This is a genomic window from Leisingera sp. ABM4_060 (genome assembly GCF_056158765.1).
Genome location: NZ_JBSWTX010000001.1, coordinates 812688 through 831530 on the forward strand (window position 1 = coordinate 812688; position 18843 = coordinate 831530).

17 protein-coding genes are annotated in these 18843 nt (G+C 63.3%); 14 read left to right on the top strand and 3 right to left on the bottom strand.

Features of this window, described 5'->3' with window-relative positions; all coding sequences use genetic code 11:
• Positions 1 to 136 precede the first annotated feature (136 nt).
• Positions 137 to 463, top strand: coding sequence for a hypothetical protein (locus ACXAEH_RS04035; RefSeq protein ID WP_475031197.1), 327 nt, complete (start codon positions 137 to 139; stop codon positions 461 to 463).
• Between the two features lie 66 nt (positions 464 to 529).
• On the opposite strand, the gene ACXAEH_RS04040 is transcribed toward ACXAEH_RS04035, so the two are convergent.
• Both ACXAEH_RS04040 and ACXAEH_RS04045 read right to left on the bottom strand, forming a co-directional pair.
• Positions 530 to 4357 carry an efflux RND transporter permease subunit gene (locus ACXAEH_RS04040; protein WP_475031198.1) on the bottom strand — a complete coding sequence of 1276 codons (3828 nt, stop codon included), beginning with the start codon at positions 4355 to 4357 and terminating at the stop codon, positions 530 to 532.
• The gene (locus ACXAEH_RS04045; RefSeq protein WP_475031199.1) at positions 4354 to 5469 is read right to left on the bottom strand and encodes an efflux RND transporter periplasmic adaptor subunit; all 1116 of its coding nucleotides are present in this window, start codon (positions 5467 to 5469) and stop codon (positions 4354 to 4356) included. Before ACXAEH_RS04045 ends, ACXAEH_RS04040 begins: the two co-directional genes overlap by 4 nt.
• Positions 5470 to 5752: 283 nt before the next feature.
• Here ACXAEH_RS04045 and ACXAEH_RS04050 point away from each other — a divergent pair, with 283 nt between their 5' ends.
• The 5 genes from ACXAEH_RS04050 (at position 5753) to ACXAEH_RS04070 (ending at position 11193) form a co-directional block, all read left to right on the top strand.
• The gene (locus ACXAEH_RS04050; protein ID WP_475031200.1) at positions 5753 to 6424 is read left to right on the top strand and encodes a hypothetical protein; all 672 of its coding nucleotides are present in this window, start codon (positions 5753 to 5755) and stop codon (positions 6422 to 6424) included.
• Positions 6425 to 6480: 56 nt separating this feature from the next.
• Positions 6481 to 7803: a PQQ-like beta-propeller repeat protein gene (locus ACXAEH_RS04055; RefSeq protein WP_475031201.1), complete on the top strand. Its 1323-nt coding sequence runs from the start codon at positions 6481 to 6483 to the stop codon at positions 7801 to 7803.
• A 62-nt stretch (positions 7804 to 7865) separates the two neighbouring features.
• Positions 7866 to 9329 (top strand): ribosome biogenesis GTPase Der, encoded by a 1464-nt coding sequence (der, locus tag ACXAEH_RS04060; RefSeq protein ID WP_475031202.1) that lies wholly within the window; start codon positions 7866 to 7868, stop codon positions 9327 to 9329.
• 308 nt (positions 9330 to 9637) lie between these two features.
• Complete coding sequence (locus ACXAEH_RS04065; protein ID WP_475035514.1) at positions 9638 to 10591, top strand: fatty acid desaturase; 954 nt, start codon at positions 9638 to 9640, stop codon at positions 10589 to 10591.
• 62 nt (positions 10592 to 10653) lie between these two features.
• Positions 10654 to 11193, top strand: a complete 540-nt coding sequence (locus ACXAEH_RS04070) for a helix-hairpin-helix domain-containing protein (protein ID WP_475031203.1) — start codon at positions 10654 to 10656, stop codon at positions 11191 to 11193.
• A gap of 74 nt (positions 11194 to 11267) precedes the next feature.
• Here the strand turns inward: ACXAEH_RS04070 and serS are convergent, their stop codons facing one another.
• Positions 11268 to 12560 carry a serine--tRNA ligase gene (serS, locus tag ACXAEH_RS04075; protein ID WP_475031204.1) on the bottom strand — a complete coding sequence of 431 codons (1293 nt, stop codon included), beginning with the start codon at positions 12558 to 12560 and terminating at the stop codon, positions 11268 to 11270.
• Between the two features lie 311 nt (positions 12561 to 12871).
• Between serS and ACXAEH_RS04080 the strand changes: the two genes are divergently transcribed.
• The 8 genes from ACXAEH_RS04080 (at position 12872) to ccmB (ending at position 18836) form a co-directional block, all read left to right on the top strand.
• Positions 12872 to 13141: a glutaredoxin family protein gene (locus ACXAEH_RS04080; protein ID WP_475031205.1), complete on the top strand. Its 270-nt coding sequence runs from the start codon at positions 12872 to 12874 to the stop codon at positions 13139 to 13141.
• Between the two features lie 275 nt (positions 13142 to 13416).
• Positions 13417 to 13701, top strand: coding sequence for a preprotein translocase subunit YajC (yajC, locus tag ACXAEH_RS04085; RefSeq protein ID WP_039130110.1), 285 nt, complete (start codon positions 13417 to 13419; stop codon positions 13699 to 13701).
• A gap of 33 nt (positions 13702 to 13734) precedes the next feature.
• On the top strand, positions 13735 to 15396 hold the full coding sequence (secD, locus tag ACXAEH_RS04090) for a protein translocase subunit SecD (protein ID WP_475031206.1): 1662 nt from the start codon (positions 13735 to 13737) through the stop codon (positions 15394 to 15396).
• A gap of 1 nt (position 15397) precedes the next feature.
• Positions 15398 to 16366, top strand: coding sequence for a protein translocase subunit SecF (gene secF, locus ACXAEH_RS04095; RefSeq protein WP_475031207.1), 969 nt, complete (start codon positions 15398 to 15400; stop codon positions 16364 to 16366).
• A 31-nt stretch (positions 16367 to 16397) separates the two neighbouring features.
• Positions 16398 to 17111 carry a TSUP family transporter gene (locus ACXAEH_RS04100; RefSeq protein WP_475031208.1) on the top strand — a complete coding sequence of 238 codons (714 nt, stop codon included), beginning with the start codon at positions 16398 to 16400 and terminating at the stop codon, positions 17109 to 17111.
• Positions 17112 to 17123: 12 nt separating this feature from the next.
• Entirely contained in the window at positions 17124 to 17477 is a 354-nt protein-coding gene (locus ACXAEH_RS04105) for an Mth938-like domain-containing protein (protein ID WP_475031209.1), read from the top strand.
• Positions 17478 to 17568: 91 nt separating this feature from the next.
• Positions 17569 to 18183: a heme ABC exporter ATP-binding protein CcmA gene (gene ccmA / locus ACXAEH_RS04110; RefSeq protein ID WP_475031210.1), complete on the top strand. Its 615-nt coding sequence runs from the start codon at positions 17569 to 17571 to the stop codon at positions 18181 to 18183.
• The gene (gene ccmB / locus ACXAEH_RS04115) at positions 18180 to 18836 is read left to right on the top strand and encodes a heme exporter protein CcmB (protein ID WP_475031211.1); all 657 of its coding nucleotides are present in this window, start codon (positions 18180 to 18182) and stop codon (positions 18834 to 18836) included. Before ccmA ends, ccmB begins: the two co-directional genes overlap by 4 nt.
• The last annotated feature ends 7 nt before the right edge of the window (positions 18837 to 18843 follow it).

The window sequence follows — 18843 nt, forward strand, 5'->3', positions numbered from 1 at the left end:
TGGCGGGCATAGCGGTCCGGGACCGGGGAAGCGGCCAGGAGCTTTCCCCATTGACCGGTGGTGTTTCGAATTTAAAGTGCATCTATTCCGGGACCTGCGGCATGGCGCCGTGCGGCCCGGCTGAAAGGACGATTAGATGAAGAAACTACTGCCCGCCGCTTCTGCTGCTGCTCTGCTGGCTTTCCAGGCGCCTGCTTTTGCCGAGGATCTGGATTTCCTGCTGGTCAATGACAGCAGTGCGGAACTGGTCGAATTCAACGTGTCGCCCGCCGCGTCGGACAATTGGGAAGAGAACCTGCTGGACGGCGGCTACCTGGCGCCGGGTTACGAAATCGGTGTGCTGATTGCCGATGGCGCCAGCACCTGCGTCTACGACATCCGCGGCGGCTTTTCGGACGGGTCCGAGGCAGAGGATTTCGGTCTCGATCTGTGCGATCTGGGCGAGTACACCTTCACCGACTGATCATGCCTGAGGCCGGTTTTCGCAGGCCGCAGCGAAGGAAAAGCCCCGCCGGAGCGGGGCTTTTTGTTATTCTGCGGCCCGCAGGCGGCCCTGGGGGGCGGGCGGCTCGGGTTTGTCTTCCTCCGCCTCATCTTGAGGGGCGGCAGGCGCCTCATCCTCGACCCATTGGATTTCGGTCGAGGGCAGCTGGCGGGCCTTCTTGAACAGGCGGCTGTCCTGGGCGATGCGGCTGGAGCGGCCGCGGGTGATCCGCGACAGCGCCCGGCCCAGAGCCCGCATGTAGGTGGAGAACCAGACCCGGACCGCCAGCAGCGAGGGTGTCAGCACCAGCGTCAGCACGGTGGCAATCCCCAAGCCAAAGACCACGGCGGTTGCCAGCTGTTTCCACCACAGGGCGGTGGGGCTGTCGATCGAGTAGCCGCCGTTGATAAAGTCCAGGCTGACGCCGAACATCATTGGCGTCAGGCCGGCCATCGTGGTGATGGTGGTCAAGAGCACCGGGCGGATGCGGGCCTCGGCGGTGCGGATGATCGCCTCGATCCGCGGCATCTTCTTGGCGTATTCCTGGTAGGTGTCGATCAGCACGATGTTGTTGTTCACGACGATCCCCGCCAGCGCGACGATGCCGGTGCCGGTCATGATGATCGAGAACGGCTGGTTCATCACCAGCATGCCAATGAGCACGCCGGTGGTGGAGAGCACCACCGCCAAGAGCACCAGCACCGAATTGTAGAAGCTGTTGAACTGGGCCAGCAGGATCACGAACATCAGCGCCAGGGCGCCCAGGAACGCCTTGGACAGGAAGGCGCCGGATTCCTCCTGCTCCTCCTGGTCGCCGGTCCATTCCCAGGAGATGCTGCGCGGCAGCGGGTTGGTTTCCAGCCACTCGGTGATCAACATGATCCGCTCGTTCGGGTTCACCGGAACGATCTTGGCGCCCTCGCTGATTGCCGCCTGCACGGCTTCAAAGCTTTCGGCGCCGGTCAGCTGCACCAGCTCCAGCGTGCTGCCGTTGGGGGCGGTAAGGGTGTCACCCGATGCGGCAGTGCCCTCTGGCAGTTCCTTGAGCAGGGCCAGCCGGTTCAATTCGCCGGTGTCCGTATCTTCTGCCTCGACCTTGCTGAGGCCGGCTGTCACATCCGCCTTGACGTCATAATACCGCTCCTGGCCGATGCGGTTGATCTGGGCAAGTTTCGGCACTGGTTTGCGGGTGATGAAGTTTGACAGCGGCACCAGCCCGTCGGGCGTGCGGACCTTGAGACTGTCCAGAGTGGACAGCACCCGGTCCTGTTCCGGCAGACGGACGCGGATGTCGATTTCCTCATCCGAACTGTCGACCCGCATGGTGTCCAGCAGGATGCCGCGGGTGACCAGCTGCACCATGGCGCCCACGGTGGCCACATCGGCGCCGTAGCGGCCGGCCTTTTCGACGTCGACGTCGATCTGCCAGTCGATGCCAGGCAGCGGCAGGCTGTCCTCGATCAGGATCAGGCCCGGCGTGTTCTCGAAATGCGCGCGGGCGGCCAGGGTGGCGGCGGTCAGGTCTTCCCAATCGTCGCCGCGCAGGCGCAGGTGCACTGGTTTGCCGGTGGCGGGGCCTTGCGCCAGGGCGCGGACCTCGACCTCGAAACCGGGCAGTTTGGCCAGCTCGGCATTGAGTTCGTCCAGGACGGTGTTGCCGCCGTATTCCTCGGCGATGATTTCCTTTTCAACACCCAGGTATTCGGTCAGCAGCCCGCCGAACCAGCCGTCCAGCGGCTCGGTCTGGGTGGGGCGGTCCTCCCAGGGGATGATCTCGAACTGGACCTGGCCGATGGTGTCCGGCGGCAGCTGCGCGCCGGAGCTGTCGGTGTTGAGGCCGCCGTCGCCGGCAAAGGAGAAGACATTGATCACCGCGTGGTGCTGCAGGATGATGTCTTCCGCGGCGCGGACCATCCCGTCCTTCTCGTGCAGCGAGATGTTGCCGCGGGCGCGGACATAGGCCGAGGCCTGCTCCGGTTCCGAATCGACAAAGAATTCGACGCCGCGGTTGTTCTCGCCATAGGCGGTAAACACGCTGGAAATGGCGAACACCACGGCCACGATGGTAAGCACCGGCATGATCGGGTTGCCTGCGATGAACTTGATCACATGGCCAAACGGCGTGTGGCGGTAGCCGGGCGCGGCTTCTGTCTGCTCGCGCTCGATCTTCACCGCGCTGAGGGTGATGGAGGCGGCAAAGGCCGACAGGGTGAAGACCAGCCCGCCGAACAGAACGCCGCCCATACCTGCGCCTGTGCCCAGCAGATAGGCCGGGTTCAGCATTTGCATGGCACCTGCGAACATGCCCCACATCGGAAGCGGCACCAAAGCCGCGCGCAGCCACCAGGGTGCGACCATGCGCAGGGCGCGGGAAGCGCCCTCAAAGGTGCGGCTGATGCGGCCGGTGACGCCGCCCATAACGGGCAGGTAGATCAATGCCACCACCAGCGATGCGGACAGCACGAAGATCATGGTGACGGGCAGCATGCCCATGAACTCACCCGGCACGCCGGGCCAGAACAAGAGCGGCAGGAAGGCGCAGAGCGTGGTGGCGGTGGAAGAGACCACCGGCCAGAACATCCGCTGCGCAGCCTCGACATAGGCGTGCATGGGGCCGGAGCCCTCGCGGATGCGCTTGTCGGCGTATTCCACGATCACGATGGCGCCATCGACCAGCATGCCGACTGCCAGGATCAGCCCGAACATCACCATGTTGGAAATGGTGACGCCCATCAGCGCGAGGAAGGCAAAGCACAAGAGGAAAGAGGTGGGGATCGCAAAGCCCACTAGCAGGGCAGCGCGGCTGCCAAGGGCGGAGAGCACAACGATCATCACCAGGGCGACGGCGGTCAGGACCGAGCCTTCCAGCTGGCTGACCATGGAGCCGACAACCCGGCTCTGGTCGTTGGAGGTGCCCACCTCAACCGCGGCCTGCAGTTCCGGCGGCCATTTGGCCTTGGAGGCCTGGATGGTCTCTTTCACCAGGTTGACGGTGTCGATCAGGTTGTAGCCCTTGCGCTTCACCACCTGCAGCGCCACCGTGTCCTCGCCGTTGAAACGGGCGGTGCCTTCGCGGTCTTCAAAAGTGAAATTGATCTGCGCCAGCTCGCCCAGTTTGACGACCCGGTCGCCGTTGGTCTTGATCGGAAGCTGGTAGATGTCCTGGACGTCATCGAAGGAAGAGGGGATCTTGACCGAGAAGGCGCCCTGACTGGATTCCACTTCGCCCGCTGCAATCAGCTGGTTGTTGTTCTGCACAACATTGATCAGCTCCAGCGCGGTGACGTTATAGGCCTCCAGCCGCAGCGGGTCGATCAGCACCTCGACCATCTCGTCCCGGTTGCCGGCGATGCCGGCCTCCAGCACCGCGTCCAATGCCTCAAGGTCGTCCTGCAAGTCCTTGGCAATGCGGGCCATCGTCCGTTCCGGCACGGCGCCGGTCAGGTTCACGATGACGATCGGGAACTCCGAGAAGTTGATCTCGGTGATCGAGTATTTCTCGGCGCCTTCGGGGAATTCCGCCTCGGCCTTGTCCATGGCGTCGCGCACGTCGGCCATGATTGCGGTTTTGTCCCAGCCGAACTCAAACTCCAGCGCCACCCCGGCATAGCCCTCGGCAGCGGTGGAGGTCATCTTGTCGAGCCCGTCGAGGTCGGCAAGCTCGGTCTCCATCACCTTGACCATCAGGGATTCTGCATCCTCGGCTGAGATGCCGGGGAAGGGGACAGAGATGAACAGAGCCGGGATTTCAATGTCCGGCTCGCCCTCTTTGGGCAGCATGGAATAGGCAAACCCGCCGACCAGCAGCGAGATAGCTATGAAGGCGAGGACCATCCGGGCACGGCCGGCGGCCCAATCGACGATGCCAATCACTGTTCAGTCTCCCGGTAGGTGGCCGCCACAGCGACGCCTTCGGTTACGAAATCCTGTCCCACCACGATCACGTCTGCGTTTTCAGGCAGGCCGCCCAGCCAGACGCCGTCGGCCTCATCCCTGAGCAGCTGCACAGGGTAGAATACCACGGTGCTATCGGATCCGACAACGCGCACGCCCAGCTGGCCCTCGTTGTTCAGGGTCAGTGCCGACTGCGGCACCTTATGCGCCAGCCGCCCGGCAGAGGAGATTGCAATGTCAGCGGTCTGGCCGTCGCGGATGCTGAGATCCGGGTTGGGCACGGTGATCTCGACCTCGAAGGTGCGCGTATTGGGATCGGCGGAGCGGCTGAGGAAGGTGACCTTGCCCTGGACCCGCTGGCCAGTGGCCAGTTCGGCGCCTGCTTCGGCGCCCAGTTCCACCTTGTTCACTTCCGCCTCGGGCACAAAGCCGACCAGCTTGATGGTATCCAGCTGAATCACGGTGCCGCAAAGGCTGCCGGGCTGCAGCAGGCTGCCCAGTTCTGCGGTGTCGCTTTCCAGAAGCCCATCGAACGGCGCGGTGATCCGCAGGTGGGCAATCTCGCGTTCTGCCGAGGCGACGGATGCCAGGGCGGAGCGTTCTTCGGCCTCTGCACCGGCCAGCCGGGTTTCGGATGCATACCCGCCCTGGGACAGTTTCGACGCGGCGGTGAGGTTGATTTCAGCCTCTTTCAGCTGGGCTTGCGCTTGCAGCAGCATGGCGGGGCGGGTGCCCGGGTCCAATTCGCACAGCAAGTCGCCCTTTTTGACATGGGCACCTTTGCGCAGCGGCTCGGAGATCACGGTAGAGGTGGTCTCCGCCCGCACCTCAACCTGGCGGATCGCCTGGGTCTGGCCGCGCAGGATCACCGCGCTGCCGATGGTGCGCGCCTTGCTGTGAAGCGCCACTACGCCGACACGGGCGTCTTCAGCTTGGGCGAGTTCTTGGGATTCGGCAGGTTCAGGGCTGGTCTCAGCCGCCTCGGCAGCTTCCTCTCCCCGGGCAAAGGCCATCAGATCGTCGCGCTCAATCACCACCAGATAGAGGGCGGTCATCACTGCTGCGGCGGTCAGTACCGGTACGATACGCATGGTTGGGCCTTTCCTGTTTCCTGTCTGATCCCTTGGGGTGAAGCCTGGGCGCTGGCCTGGCGCTATCACGAAGGGACTCGCGCGTATGTGATAGACTTCATATAGGCGATGTCCATTCTAAACTAAGTGGTTCAGTTCACATTTCTTGCTTTTCCGGCCCGAAAGCAGATGTTTCCGGTGCAAACGGGCCACTTGGCTTGTCCTTAGAGGCGCGGTATGAGGGGCGCGACGCATTCAATACGGCCGGGGCACGGACCCGGGCCGCGCATATCAGGGGCTTTTCATGAGCGATACCGACAGCTTTATCGATGAGGTGACCGAAGAGGTCCGCCGTGACCGGTTCTACCTGATGCTCAAGCGCTATGGCTGGATTGGCGGCGTGGCAGTTGCACTGATTGTCGGCGGTGCCGCGTTCCGTGAATATACCAAGGCGCAGGACCGGGCCGCGGCAGAGGCCCTGGGCGACGGGATTACCGCGGCGCTGGAGATCGAAGGCAGCGAAGCCCAGGCGGAAGCCCTGGCCGCGGTGACCGCGGACAGCACCGGCGGCGCGGCCATTTTGAACATGCTGAAGGCAGGTGTTCTGGCCGACGCAGGCAAGACTGCGGAGGCCGTTGCCCAGCTGGAGGCCGTGGCCATCGACGGCGAGCTGCCGTTGATCTACCGCCACATTGCCAGCTTCAAGGCGCTGGCTCTGCAGTCTGAAACGCTGAGCATTGCGGACCGCCGCCTGCAGTATGAGGCGCTGGCCCAGCCGGGCGCGCCGCTGGCGCTTTTGGCCTCTGAGCAGCTGGCGCTGCTGGATGCCGAAGAAGGCAATGGCGAGGCGGCAATTGCCCGGCTGCGGGAGATTGCGGCCGACGCGGCGGTCAGCGCGGACTTGAAAGAACGTGCAACTCAGGTGATTGTGGCGCTTGGCGGCACCGTCGGGGATGCTGCTGCGCCAGAGGGGTAAGGCGCTCCGCGGATGGGATGTTGCGGAACACAATCGGCAGAAGACAGGGCAGGGCAATGACAACAACAAAGACTTTCTCCCGGGTACGGGCGCTTTTGTGCGGCACCGCAGCAGCTGCTCTTCTGGCGGCCTGCGCCGAGGAAGAGATCATCCTGCGCGGCGAGCGTGAGGATATCCGCCCGGACGCTGCTGCGGAGGTTGTGAACCAGGCGCGCGCAATTTCGCTGCCCAAACAGGTGGCCAATGCGGATTGGGCGCAGGGCCACGGCGCCGAGGCCGGGCGCACCGCGCATCCGGCGCTGTCTGCGGCACCGCAGCGGGTCTGGTCCGCGCCGATCGGCGAAGGCGACGGGCGCCGCCAGCGCATCACCGCAACCCCGGTGGCCGGCGGCGGGCGTGTTTACACGCTGGACAGTGCGGCGCGGGTCTCGGCGGTGTCGCCGCAGGGGCAGGTGCTTTGGCAGAGCGAATTGATCCCCGCCGAGGATGATGAAGGCCAGGCCACCGGCGGCGGTTTGGCTTATGACGATGGTGTTGTCTATGTTTCGTCCGGTTTCGGCGTATTGACAGCATTGGATGCGGCGGACGGCAGCCTGATCTGGCGCCAGGAGCTGGAGGCCACAGGGTCGGGTCAGCCGCGGGTCAGCGGCGGGCTGGTGTATCTGGTTGCAGGCGATGAAACCGGCTGGGCGGTGAACGCCAAGGATGGCCGCATTGCCTGGCAGATCGAAGGGGCGCCTTCGGCATCGAATATCCTGGGGGCGCCGGCACCGGTGGTAACCCGGGACCTGGCGGTCTTTGCCTTCGGCTCGGGCGATCTGATTGCCACCTTCCGCCGCGGCGGACTGCGGCGCTGGAGCGCCTCGGTCTCCGGCCGCCGCACCGGACAGACCTTGTCGCGGATCAGCGATGTGACCGGCGCGCCGGTGGTTTCGGGCAAGCGGCTTTATGCAGGCAACAACTCGGGCCGCACCGTGGCTATCGACCTGGATACCGGCGACCGGCTGTGGACCGCGCGCGAAGGGGCTGCCGGAACCGCCTGGCCGGCAGGCGGCAGCCTGTTCCAGGTCAGCGACCAGAACCGGCTGCTGCGCCTGGATGCGGACAGCGGCGAGGTGATCTGGGCGGTGGACCTGCCTGGCTTCCTCAAGGACAAGCCAGGCAAGCGCGGCGAGGTCTATGTGCACTACGGCCCGGTGCTGGCGGGCGGGCAGATCATCATCGCCTCCAATGACGGGCTCTTGCGCTTCTTCAATCCCGAGGATGGCAGCCTGGCCCGCACCGTCGAGGTTCCGGGCGGTGCCACCACCGCGCCTGTGATTGCCGGCCGCACGCTTTACGTGGTTTCTTCCAAGGGTGATCTGCTGGCCTACCGCTGAGCTCTGGCGGTTGCCGCCAAGATGCGCTATGGGGCGCGTCTGAATCGCAGAAAGTTGGTCTGATGTCCTTTACCCTCGCCATCGTGGGCCGTCCCAATGTGGGCAAGTCCACCCTGTTCAACCGCCTCGTGGGCAAGAAGCTGGCCCTGGTCGATGACCAGCCCGGCGTCACGCGCGACCTGCGGGAAGGCGAGGCGCGGCTGGGCGATCTGCGCTTCACCGTGATTGACACCGCGGGTCTGGAAGACGCCACCGACAACTCGCTGGAGGGGCGCATGCGGCGCCTGACCGAGCGTGCTGTCGACATGGCCGACATCTGCCTGTTCATGATCGACGCGCGCACCGGGGTGACGCCGACCGATGAAATCTTTGCCGACATCCTGCGCCGCAAGTCGGCGCATGTGATCCTGGCCGCCAACAAGGCCGAGGGCAACGCCGCCGAGGCCGGCGTGCTGGAAGCCTATGGCCTGGGCTTGGGCGAGCCGCTGCGCCTGTCGGGTGAACATGGGGAGGGGATGCCGGATCTTTACGGCATCCTGCAGCCGCTGGCGGAGAAGTTCGAAGCCGAGGCCGTGGATCATTCTCCGGTCACCGATGTCGAGGTCTACGAGGAAATCGGCGAGGACGAGGAAGAGATCATTCCTGTCCCGACCGACGCCAAGCCCTTGCAGGTTGCCGTGGTGGGCCGGCCCAACGCGGGCAAGTCGACGCTGATCAACAAGATCCTGGGCGAGGACCGGCTGCTGACCGGGCCCGAGGCCGGGATCACCCGCGATGCGATCTCGCTGCGGATCAACTGGAAAGACGTGCCGATGCGGGTGTTTGACACCGCGGGCATGCGCAAGAAGGCCAAGGTGCAGGAAAAGCTGGAAAAGCTTTCCGTCTCCGACGGTCTGCGCGCGGTGAAATTCGCCGAGGTTGTTGTGGTGCTGCTGGACGCCAGCATCCCGTTTGAGCAGCAGGACCTGCGGATTGCCGACCTGGCAGAGCGCGAGGGGCGCTCGGTTGTGGTGGCGGTCAACAAATGGGACGCGGAAGAACACAAGCAGGAAAAACTGCGTGATCTGAAAGAGGCCTTCGGCCGCTTGCTGCCGCAGCTGCGCGGGGCGCCGCTGGTGACGGTTTCGGCCAAGACCGGCAAGGGGCTGGACCGGTTGCATGAGGCAATCATGCGCGCCTATGGCGTCTGGAACCGACGGGTTCCGACCGCGGCGCTGAACCGCTGGCTGGTTGGCATGCTGGAGCAGCACCCGCCGCCTGCGCCGCAGGGCAAACGGATCAAGCTGCGCTACATGACCCAGGCCAAAAGCCGGCCGCCGGGATTTGTGGTGATGTGCTCGCATCCCGACAAGCTGCCGGAAAGCTATACCCGCTATCTGGTCAATGGCTTGCGCGAGGATTTCGACATGCCGGGCACCCCGATCCGCCTGTACATGCGCGGGCAGGGCGACAAGAACCCCTACAAGGGCAAACGGCAGAAGAACGCCGGTGCCCTGGCCAAGCATTTGAAGAAACCCGGCAGCTGACCCGGGCATTGGGCGGCGTTCTCCCGCCCGGCCTGGCACATTCAAGTGAATGCACCAGCCCCGTTGGGCCCGGCGCCGCCCTGACGGGCGGCGTTTTTGCGTTCCGATGCGGGTGCGCGGTCTGTTGCCGGCAGGCCGCTGGCGCATCCGGCCGCATTTCATTTGCCCGGCGGGTTTGCTACCTCTTTGGTTGTAATGCTGCAGGCCGGGGGCCTTGTCTTTGGGCTGCACGGGATTATCTGAGGTTTAACCTTGGATGAGCCGTCTCTTTCGCACGGCTGTCACAAAGCAAATTTATGAGCGAATACATGGATCTGAGGGCGCATACCCGCAAGTTTACTGCAAAGGACAACCGGCTGGCGCTGCTCAGCTATTGCGGCACCTTTGCGGTTTATTTCGCTGCGCTGACGGCGGCCATAACATACGCCGGATACTGGTATGCCCTGCTGCCTGCGGGGGTGGTTTTTGCCTTTGCCGCGGTGCGCCTTTACGTGCTGCAGCATGACACCGGCCATCATTCGCTGTTTGAAACCCGGTTGCAGAACGAGATCGCAGGCCATGTGCTGTCGCCCTTCACCTTTGCGCCGTTTGAGGTGATGAAGCAGAACCACAACCTGCACCATTCCAATATCGGCAACCTGGAGCACCGGGAGACCGGCGAGATCCACACCATGACGCTGCGGGAGTGGGAGAAGGCTGGATTCTGGGAACGCCTGGGCTACCGGCTGTACCGAAATCCCCTGGTGCTGGTGCCCTTGGGGGCGGCTTTCACCTATTTCATCCGGTACCGCTGGCCCAAGAACACCGCCCGCTTCGGAGCGCTGGGAGTGATCCTGCACAATCTGGTGATCGTGGCGATGCTGGCGCTGCTTTATTGGGCTGCGGGAATGACCGGGATCTGGACCTGGCTCGCCTTTTCCTTTCTCGGCGGGATGATTGGTGTGTTCCTGGTCTACTTGCAGCATAACTTCGAGGACACCTACTGGGACCGCCGCCCGGACCTCAATCCTCAGGTGGCGGCGCTGCAGGGCTCCTCCTGCCTCGATTTCGGCTGGATTTTCGACATGGCGGTCGCCAATATCACCCTGCATGACATTCACCACTATAACGCCCGCATCCCGTCCTACCGGCTGCGTCAATGCCACTACAGCCTGCCGGAGGAGATCGGTCTGCGCCGCATCAAGTTCCCGGAAGCCATCCGGGCGCTGACGTTAAAGCTCTGGGACGAAGACAAAAAATGCCTGGTCCCCTTTCCAGCGTGACTGGAACCGTGCAAATCTGAGAGCGGCAAGCATACCGGGGCAAACGGGGGAGAAAACCAGGCATGACTCCTATTGAGAAGCTGACCGGGGTGGGGCCTGCCTTGGCCAGGATCCTGCTGGCAAACGGCGTAACGACGGCTGAGGCGCTGGCGGCGCTGGAGGACGCGAAGCTGTGCAGCATTCCAGGGATTGGCGTGAACCGCGCTGCCAGGCTCAAGGAAGCGGCCATGGCCGAAACCGGTTCTGCGCCTGCGGTCAAAACGGCGCAGCGGGTGAACGGTCAGGCGGGCGGACAGGAGGCTGAGGTGCAAAAAGCAGAGATGGATGCCCGGCTGGCGGAGGCGGAAGCAGCCCGGGCCGCGGCCGAGGACAAGGCGGCCAAGGCAGAGGCCAAGGCCCTGAAGGCCAAGCGCAAGGCGGCGTCGCTGGCGGTGGCTTTCGCGGTGGCTCAGGACAAGGCGAAGCAGAAAGCCAAGAAGGTGAAAGCCAAGGCAAAGCGGGCGATTGAAAAGGAAAAAGCCAAGGCAAAGGCCATCCTGGAAGGCAAGAGCCTGCAAAAGGGTAAATCCGCCAAGAAGAAAAAGAAGAAGGCGAAGAAGTGAGGGCATCCGCCTGATTTCAAAAGAAAACCGGCGCAAGGTGGCGCCGGTTTCCGAGTTTCAGCCCTGCAGTCAGGTCAGACCAGTTCGCCCCCGGCCGTCAGGGTCAGCTTACCGCCCAGATACGGCGCCAGAACCTCGGGCAGCTGAACCGAACCATCCGCCTGCTGGCCGTTTTCCAGTACCGCGATCAGGCAGCGGCCCACCGCCAGGCCAGAGCCGTTCAGCGTGTGCACGAATTGCGGTTTGCCGCCGTCTGCGGGCTTGAACCGGCCATTCATCCGGCGCGCCTGGAAGTCGCCGCAGACCGACACCGAGGAAATCTCGCGGTAGGTGTTCTGGCCGGGCACCCACACCTCGATGTCGTGGGTCTTGCGGGCGCCAAAGCCCATGTCGCCGGTGCACAGAACGATAGTGCGGTAGGGCAGGCCCAGACGCTCCAGGATGTCCTCGGCGCAGCGGGTCATGCGCTCATGCTCGTCCAGGCTTTTGTCCGGATGGGTAACCGAGACCATCTCGACCTTTTCGAACTGGTGCTGGCGCAGCATGCCGGCGGTGTCCTTGCCCGCGCTGCCGGCCTCCGAGCGGAAGCACTGGGTGTGCGCCACATAGCGGCGCGGCAGGTAGCCTTCCTCAACCGTCATGCCGTTGACGATATTGGTCAGCGTGACCTCAGCCGTCGGCACCAGCCACCAGCCGTTGGTGGTCTTGTAGCTGTCCTCGCCGAACTTGGGCAGCTGGCCGGTGCCGTACATCATCTCTTCGCGCACCAGCACCGGGGTCCAGGTTTCTGTCAGGCCGTTTTCGTCCACATGGGTGTTGATCATGAACTGCGCCAGCGCCCGGTGGATGCGGGCGACCGCACCGGACAGCACCACAAAGCGGCTGCCGGAGAGCTTGGCCGCGGTCTCAAAGTCCATGCCCGGCTTCACGCCTTCGATTTCAAAATGCTCCTTGGCCTCGAAATCGAGCGCCTTGGGCTCGCCCCAGCGGCGGATTTCGACGTTGTCGTCCTCATCTTCTCCCTGCGGCACATCGTCATGCGCGAGGTTGGGGATGGTACCCAGCATATCGGTCAGCTGCTGGTCCAGCTCCTTGGCCTCCGCGTTCATCGCCGCCACTTCGGCCTTCTTCTCCGCCACCAGCGCGCGCAGGCGTTCAAACTCAGCCTCATCGCCGCGGCCCTTGGCGGCGCCGACTTCTTTGGAGGCCTTGTTCTGCTCAGCTTGTGCGGTTTCGGCCGCTAGGATCTTGGCCCGGCGTGCCTCATCCAGTGCCAGGATCTCTGACGACACACCCGCATCCCCGCGCCGCGCCACAGCGGCGTCGAATGCGGCAGGATTTTCGCGGATAGCGCGGATGTCATGCATGAGAAGTCTCTCCTAGCGTTGAATGGTATTTGAATCAGTAGACCCATCCTATGACGCAAGGGTGCAGAAAGGGGAAGAGGGGGCAGCCTAGTGGATCCAGACTGTTCCTGCGTTGCAGCTTTCTGCAAATCCGGAGCCGTTCGGGTCACTCCTTTATGAATGCAATTCGGGCAGGCAAAATCAGGCGTGCTGACTGTGGCAATTAGATGCAGTGGAAGAACCAAAGATAGCCCACGCCAAAGTGATCGGTCTGATCTTGCGTAAGACGGGTCAACACCCGAAATCGGCCGGGAACAAGAGGGACCGCTCAAATGTCTAAGGCCGTACTTTACCGCATGGAATTGCCCAACTACACCTGTGGCTACGGCACCGCGGCCCGTGATCTGCTGCACCGTGAGAAGTTTGAAGTGGAGGAGCACATCCTCCGAACGCGCCGTGAAACTGATGCTTTCAAAGACAAGCATCACATCACCACGACGCCTCTTGTATTTATTGATGGCGTCAAGGTTGGCGGCTTTACCGACTTGAAGAAGTACCTCAAGGCACAAAAGCCCAAACCGAAGCGGTTCTGGAAGCGTTGATTTGCACTGTCTTGGAGGCTTTGATTAGGCCGCCAGAGAGGGTTTCGCGTGCTCAAGCCGCAATCTCTCAGCTGCGTTTCTGAGGAGCCGGAAGCACCCAAAAAACCTGCGTCAGGAGTGCTGGGCGCCTCCTTATATGCGAACAACATCGCCGGGGGGCGGATTTGGCCCTGTTGAGCGCGGTGTGAGCCTTGCAACCCTTTCCCTCAACGCATAGGTTCCGCTGCAAAATTCCGGCATGAAACCCCATGCCGCTTTGACAGAAGGAATATCCCATGGACGGTGGCGCAGTCGCCCAATTTCTCCCGCTTATCCTGATCTTCGCGATCATGTACTTCCTGCTGATCCGCCCGCAGCAGAAGAAGATGAAGCAGCATCAGGCGATGGTCGACGGCCTGCGCCGCGGCGACCAGGTGGTCACCCAGGGCGGTGTCATCGGCAAGGTGGCCAAGGTCAAGGAAGACGGCGAGATCGAGGTGGAAATCGCGGAAGGCGTCAAGGTGCGCGTGGTCAAGGCGACCATTGCCCAGGTTCTGAACAAGACCGAGCCGGCATCTTAAGCGTTTCCCGCAACGATCTGAAAAGGCAGGGCAATGCTGCAAATTGATCTCTGGAAGAGGGTGCTGATCTGGCTGGTATGCGCAGCCGGTCTGATGCTTGCCCTGCCAAACGGGTTTTACACCCGCGTCGAACAGGCCAATGATGCGGCCGCCGACATCATCGCCAAGGGCGAGACGCCGCAGCGGCTGGAAGTTGCGGGCCAGTGGCCATCGTATCTGCCGTCGGGGCTGGTGAACCTCGGCCTCGACCTGCGGGGCGGTGCGCATTTGCTGGCCGAAGTGCAGGTCAGCGATGTGTACGAAGCGCGGATGGATGCGCTGTGGCCGGAGGTGCGCGACGCGCTGCGGCCTGAGCGGGACACAGTCGGCACTTTCCGCCGCCAGCCTGGGTCGGCAGATCAAATTCGTCTGAAACTGTCCAAGCCTGACGGCATGGCCCGCGCGCTGGAAGTGGTGCGGGGTCTGGCCAATCCGATCACCACGCTGACCGGCGTCGGTGCCAATGACATCGAGGTCTCCGCCGAGGGGGACATCCTGGTGGTGCGCTTGAGCGAGGCGGAAAAGATCGCCTCGGACGACCGCACCGTGCGCCAGGCGCTGGAAATCGTGCGCCGCCGGATTGACGAGGTCGGTACCCGCGAGCCAACCATTCAGCGCCAGGGCGCCGACCGGATCCTGATTCAGGTGCCTGGCATTGGATCCGCGTCGGAACTGAAAGCTATTATCGGCACCACCGCACAGCTGACCTTTAATCCGGTTGCCGGCCGCGGCAGTGATCCGGATGCGGCGCCGGGGATCGGCAACGAAGTGATCCCGTCGCTGGATGAAGAAGGCATATACTACACCATCGAGTCCGCCGCCGTTGTGACCGGCGAGGACCTGGTGGATGCGCAGCCCTCGTTCGATCAGAACGGCCGGCCTGCGGTGACCTTCCGCTTCAACACCTCCGGTGCGCGCCGGTTCGGGGACTACACGGCTGAGAACATTGGCTCGCCCTTTGCCATTGTGCTGGATGACGAGGTGGTCTCAGCTCCGGTGATCCAATCGCATATCCCGGGCGGCTCCGGCATCATCACCGGCAACTTCACCATTGAGGAAAGCACCAACCTGGCCGTGCTGCTGCGCGCAGGCGCGCTGCCGGCAGAGCTGGTGTTCCTGGAAGAACGTACCATCGGTCCAGAACTGGGCCAGGACAGCATTGATGCGGGCAAGATCGCAACCATCGTGGCCTTTATCGCAGTGCTGGTGTTCATGGGCCTCAGCTATGGCCTGTTTGGCCTGTTTGCCAATGTGGCGCTGATCCTCAACATCGCGCTGATCTTTGGCATGCTGAGCCTCATTGGCGGCACGCTGACCCTGCCGGGCATTGCGGGTATTGTTCTGACCGTCGGTATGGCGGTGGATGCCAATGTGCTGATCTTTGAACGCATCCGTGAAGAGCTGAAGGCGGGCCGCGGCCCGGCCAAGGCGATTGACGAAGGCTACTCCAAGGCGCTGAGCGCTATTCTCGACGCCAACATCACCACCTTCATCACCGCGGTGATCCTGTTCGCCATGGGCTCCGGCCCGGTGCGCGGGTTTGCGATCACCCTGGGTCTGGGCATCATGACCTCGGTCTTCACCGCGATCTTTGTCACCCGCCTGATGATTGTCATGTGGTTTGAACGGCGCCGTCCGAAAACGATTGAGGTGTGATATGCGGCTGAGACTAGTTCCCCAGGAAACCTCCTTCGACTTTTTCGGCAAGGCCAAGCTGTGGCTGGGCCTGTCGGCGCTGCTGCTGGTGATCGGCATTGCGTCCTTTGCGCTGCAGGGCCTGAACTTCGGCATCGACTTCCGCGGTGGCACCACCATCCGCACTGAGGCCTCTGAGCCTGTGGATGTGGGCGCCTACCGTGATGCGCTGGCGGTGCACCAGCTGGGCGACATTTCAATCACCGAAGTGTTCGACCCGGCCTTCGACGACGACCAGCATGTGTCGCAGATCCGCATCCAAGCGCAGGAAGGCGGCGAGGCGATCTCGGGCGAGATGATCGAGACGTTGAACCAGTCGCTGGATGCGGTGGCGCCGGGCATCAAGTTTGCCGCGGTCGAATCCGTTGGCCCCAAGGTCTCGGGCGAGCTGATCAAGACCGCGGTGCTGGCCGTCGCTTTGGCGATTGCTGCTGTTCTGGTCTACATCTGGCTGCGGTTTGAATGGCAGTTCGCTTTGGGCGCGGTGGCGGCGCTGGTGCATGACGTCGTGCTGACCATCGGCGTCTTTGCGGCGTTGCAGATCAAGTTCGACCTGGCCATTATCGCAGCCCTGCTGACCATCGTCGGCTATTCGCTGAACGATACCGTGGTTGTGTTCGACCGGGTGCGTGAAAACCTGCGCCGCTACAAGAAGAAGGACCTGGCAGAGGTTCTGAACCTGTCGATCAACGAGACCCTCAGCCGGACGGTGATGACCTCGGTCACCACCCTGCTGGCGCTGATCTCGCTCTATGTGCTGGGCGGCGACGTGATCCGCGGCTTTGTCTTTGCGATGATCTGGGGTGTTGTGGTCGGCACCTACTCGTCGGTCTTTGTTGCCTCCACCATTCTGCTGAAGCTGGGGGTGAAGCGCGACTGGTCGAAACAGGCCAATACCACCGGCAACCAGTTCTCGAACATCGATGCTTGAGGCTTTTGACGCAGCCCTGGCCACACCGGGGTTGTTTTGGCTGCTTGTCACCATCGGAGCCGCGGGTCTTGTCCGCGGCTTCACTGGTTTTGGCACTGCGATGATCTTTGTGCCCGTCGGGGCGCAGTTCCTGCCCTCGGCGGATGTGGTGTTCCTGATGGTGCTGATGGGGGTGTTTTCCACCATCACCCTGTTCCCGCAGGCCTGGAGCAAGGCCGACAAGGCAGAGGTTGGCGCGCTGGCCATGGCCGCCGCGGTGACGGTGCCTGCGGGCCTGTGGCTGATGGGGAAGATGGATCCGCTGACAGTGCGCTGGGTGGCCGCAGGCGTGATCGGGCTGACGCTGGCGGCGGTGGTCTCGGGCTGGCGCTGGCAGGGTAAGATCGGCTGGCCCGGGCGGTTCTCTATTGGTGGCGCGGCCGGGGTGGTTGGCGGCATGACCGGGCTGACAGGGCCAGTGGTGATTGTGTTCTATCTGGCCAATGTGCGCGATGTGGCGCGGGTGCGGGCCAACACCATCGTGTTCCTGGCCGCGCTGGATGTGGTGATTGCGGTCAATCTGATCTTCGGCGGGCTGGCCAGCCTGCAGGCCTTTATCCTGGCCGGGCTTTTGGGCATTCCTTACGTGGTCACCACACTGACCGGCAAAGCGCTGTTCGATCCCAAGCTGGAGAAGCTTTACCGCTTTGCCTCCTATTCCGTGATTGCGCTGGCCGTGGTATCCAGCCTCCCGGTGTTTGACTGAAAGGACCCGCACATGCGCTTGAACGAAGTGAGCTATACGGACGCGCAGCCGGTTGACGGCTATGGTGCGGGGTTCTTCCGCATTGGCGGGCAGGTGCATCAGGGCGGCGTGCTGACGTCGGCGGTTGGCACTGCGGGCTGGGGAGGCATGGAGGATACCGCACCGCTGCTGGCACTGGCCGGGGAGGTTGATGTGCTGTTTATCGGCACCGGTCCCGAGATCGCCCATATTCCGGCAGAGTTGCGCAAGGCGCTGGAGGACGCGGGACTGGGCGTCGAGGCGATGAATTCGCCTGCGGCTTGCCGCACCTACAATGTGCTGTTGTCCGAGGGACGGCGGATTGCACTGGCCGCCTTGCCGGTCTGAAGATGAATTTCCGATGTATTTGACCTGCCGCAAAGCGGGCATCCGCTGAATGCTCTTTTCATGCGCCGGAGCAATGGGATAAGCGAACTTCATGACATTGACTGTGACGGATCTGAGCGTGGCCCGCGGCGGCATCCCGGTGCTGGAGGCCTTGAGCTTTGCGCTGGTGCCCGGCACCGCGCTGATCCTGCGCGGGCCCAATGGCATCGGCAAGACAACCCTGCTGCGCACCGTGGCCGGGTTGCAGCCGCCGCTGAGGGGCCGGGTCGAAGGCGCAGAGGACCAGATCGCTTACGCGGCCCATTCCGATGGGTTGAAGCCTACATTGACCGTGGCGGAGAACCTGACCTTTTGGGCCAGCGTCTTTGGCCGCAATGGCATTGAACAGGCGCTCGCCGGGTTCGACCTGAAAACCCTGCGCGACCGGCAGGCCGGTGCGCTGTCGGCGGGTCAGAAACGCCGTTTGGGCTTGAGTCGGATGCTGGTCACGGGCCGCCCCATCTGGATCATGGATGAGCCGACCGTCAGTCTCGACAAAACCTCTGTCGCGATGTTTGCGGATGCAGTGCGGGCGCATCTGGGGCAGGGCGGTTCCGCCCTGATTGCCACCCATATCGACCTGGGCCTGGAGGCGGAGGTGCTGGACGTCGGCCCCTTCAAGGCCAAGCCGCCAGAGATCGACGATTTTGACGGAGGCTTCCTGTGATTGCGCTTTTGCTGCGGGACCTGAAGCTCGCCTTCCGCGCCGGTGGCGGCTTTGGGCTGGGGCTGGCCTTCTTCCTGATCGTGACCGTAATGGTGCCGTTCTCTGTCGGACCGCAGTCCGAATTGCTGATGCGGATCGCACCGGGTGTTCTGTGGCTGGGCGCGCTGCTGGCCTGCCTGCTGTCGCTGGACCGGCTCTTGGCGCTGGATTGGGAGGACGGCTCGCTCGACCTCTTGGCCACTGCGCCGCTGCCCTTGGAAAGCACCGTCACCATCAAGGCGCTGGCCCATTGGATCACCACTGGTCTGCCGCTGGTGATGGCGGCGCCGGTGCTGGGGGTGCTATTGAACCTGCCTGTGCAGGGCTTTCAATGGCTTGTGATCTCCCTGATGCTGGGCACACCTGCGCTGTCCGTCATCGGCACCTTTGGCGCCGCATTGACTGTTGGGCTGAAGCGCGGCGGCCTGCTGATGTCGCTCCTGGTGATGCCGCTCTATGTGCCGACGCTGATCTTCGGCTCCGAAGTGGCCCGCCGCGGCGCCGAGGGCATGGCGGTTCAGACACCCATGCTGCTGCTGGCGGGCATTTCCGCCGCTTCCATCGCCTTGCTGCCCTTTGCCAGTGCCGCTGTCCTGCGCGTCAATTTGCGCTGACCTATGC

Excerpts from the sequence above, each read along its gene's own strand:
- ACXAEH_RS04035 (WP_475031197.1), top strand. The coding sequence starts at position 137 with ATGAAGAAACTACTGCCCGCCGCTTCTGCTGCTGCTCTGCTGGCTTTC.
- ACXAEH_RS04050 (WP_475031200.1), top strand. The coding sequence starts at position 5,753 with ATGAGCGATACCGACAGCTTTATCGATGAGGTGACCGAAGAGGTCCGC.
- ACXAEH_RS04045 (WP_475031199.1), bottom strand. The coding sequence starts at position 5,469 with ATGCGTATCGTACCGGTACTGACCGCCGCAGCAGTGATGACCGCCCTC.
- ACXAEH_RS04080 (WP_475031205.1), top strand. The coding sequence starts at position 12,872 with ATGTCTAAGGCCGTACTTTACCGCATGGAATTGCCCAACTACACCTGT.
- ACXAEH_RS04070 (WP_475031203.1), top strand. The coding sequence starts at position 10,654 with ATGACTCCTATTGAGAAGCTGACCGGGGTGGGGCCTGCCTTGGCCAGG.
- yajC (WP_039130110.1), top strand. The coding sequence starts at position 13,417 with ATGGACGGTGGCGCAGTCGCCCAATTTCTCCCGCTTATCCTGATCTTC.
- ACXAEH_RS04065 (WP_475035514.1), top strand. The coding sequence starts at position 9,638 with ATGGATCTGAGGGCGCATACCCGCAAGTTTACTGCAAAGGACAACCGG.
- ACXAEH_RS04105 (WP_475031209.1), top strand. The coding sequence starts at position 17,124 with ATGCGCTTGAACGAAGTGAGCTATACGGACGCGCAGCCGGTTGACGGC.
- der (WP_475031202.1), top strand. The coding sequence starts at position 7,866 with ATGTCCTTTACCCTCGCCATCGTGGGCCGTCCCAATGTGGGCAAGTCC.
- secD (WP_475031206.1), top strand. The coding sequence starts at position 13,735 with ATGCTGCAAATTGATCTCTGGAAGAGGGTGCTGATCTGGCTGGTATGC.
- ccmA (WP_475031210.1), top strand. The coding sequence starts at position 17,569 with ATGACATTGACTGTGACGGATCTGAGCGTGGCCCGCGGCGGCATCCCG.
- secF (WP_475031207.1), top strand. The coding sequence starts at position 15,398 with ATGCGGCTGAGACTAGTTCCCCAGGAAACCTCCTTCGACTTTTTCGGC.
- serS (WP_475031204.1), bottom strand. The coding sequence starts at position 12,560 with ATGCATGACATCCGCGCTATCCGCGAAAATCCTGCCGCATTCGACGCC.
- ACXAEH_RS04055 (WP_475031201.1), top strand. The coding sequence starts at position 6,481 with ATGACAACAACAAAGACTTTCTCCCGGGTACGGGCGCTTTTGTGCGGC.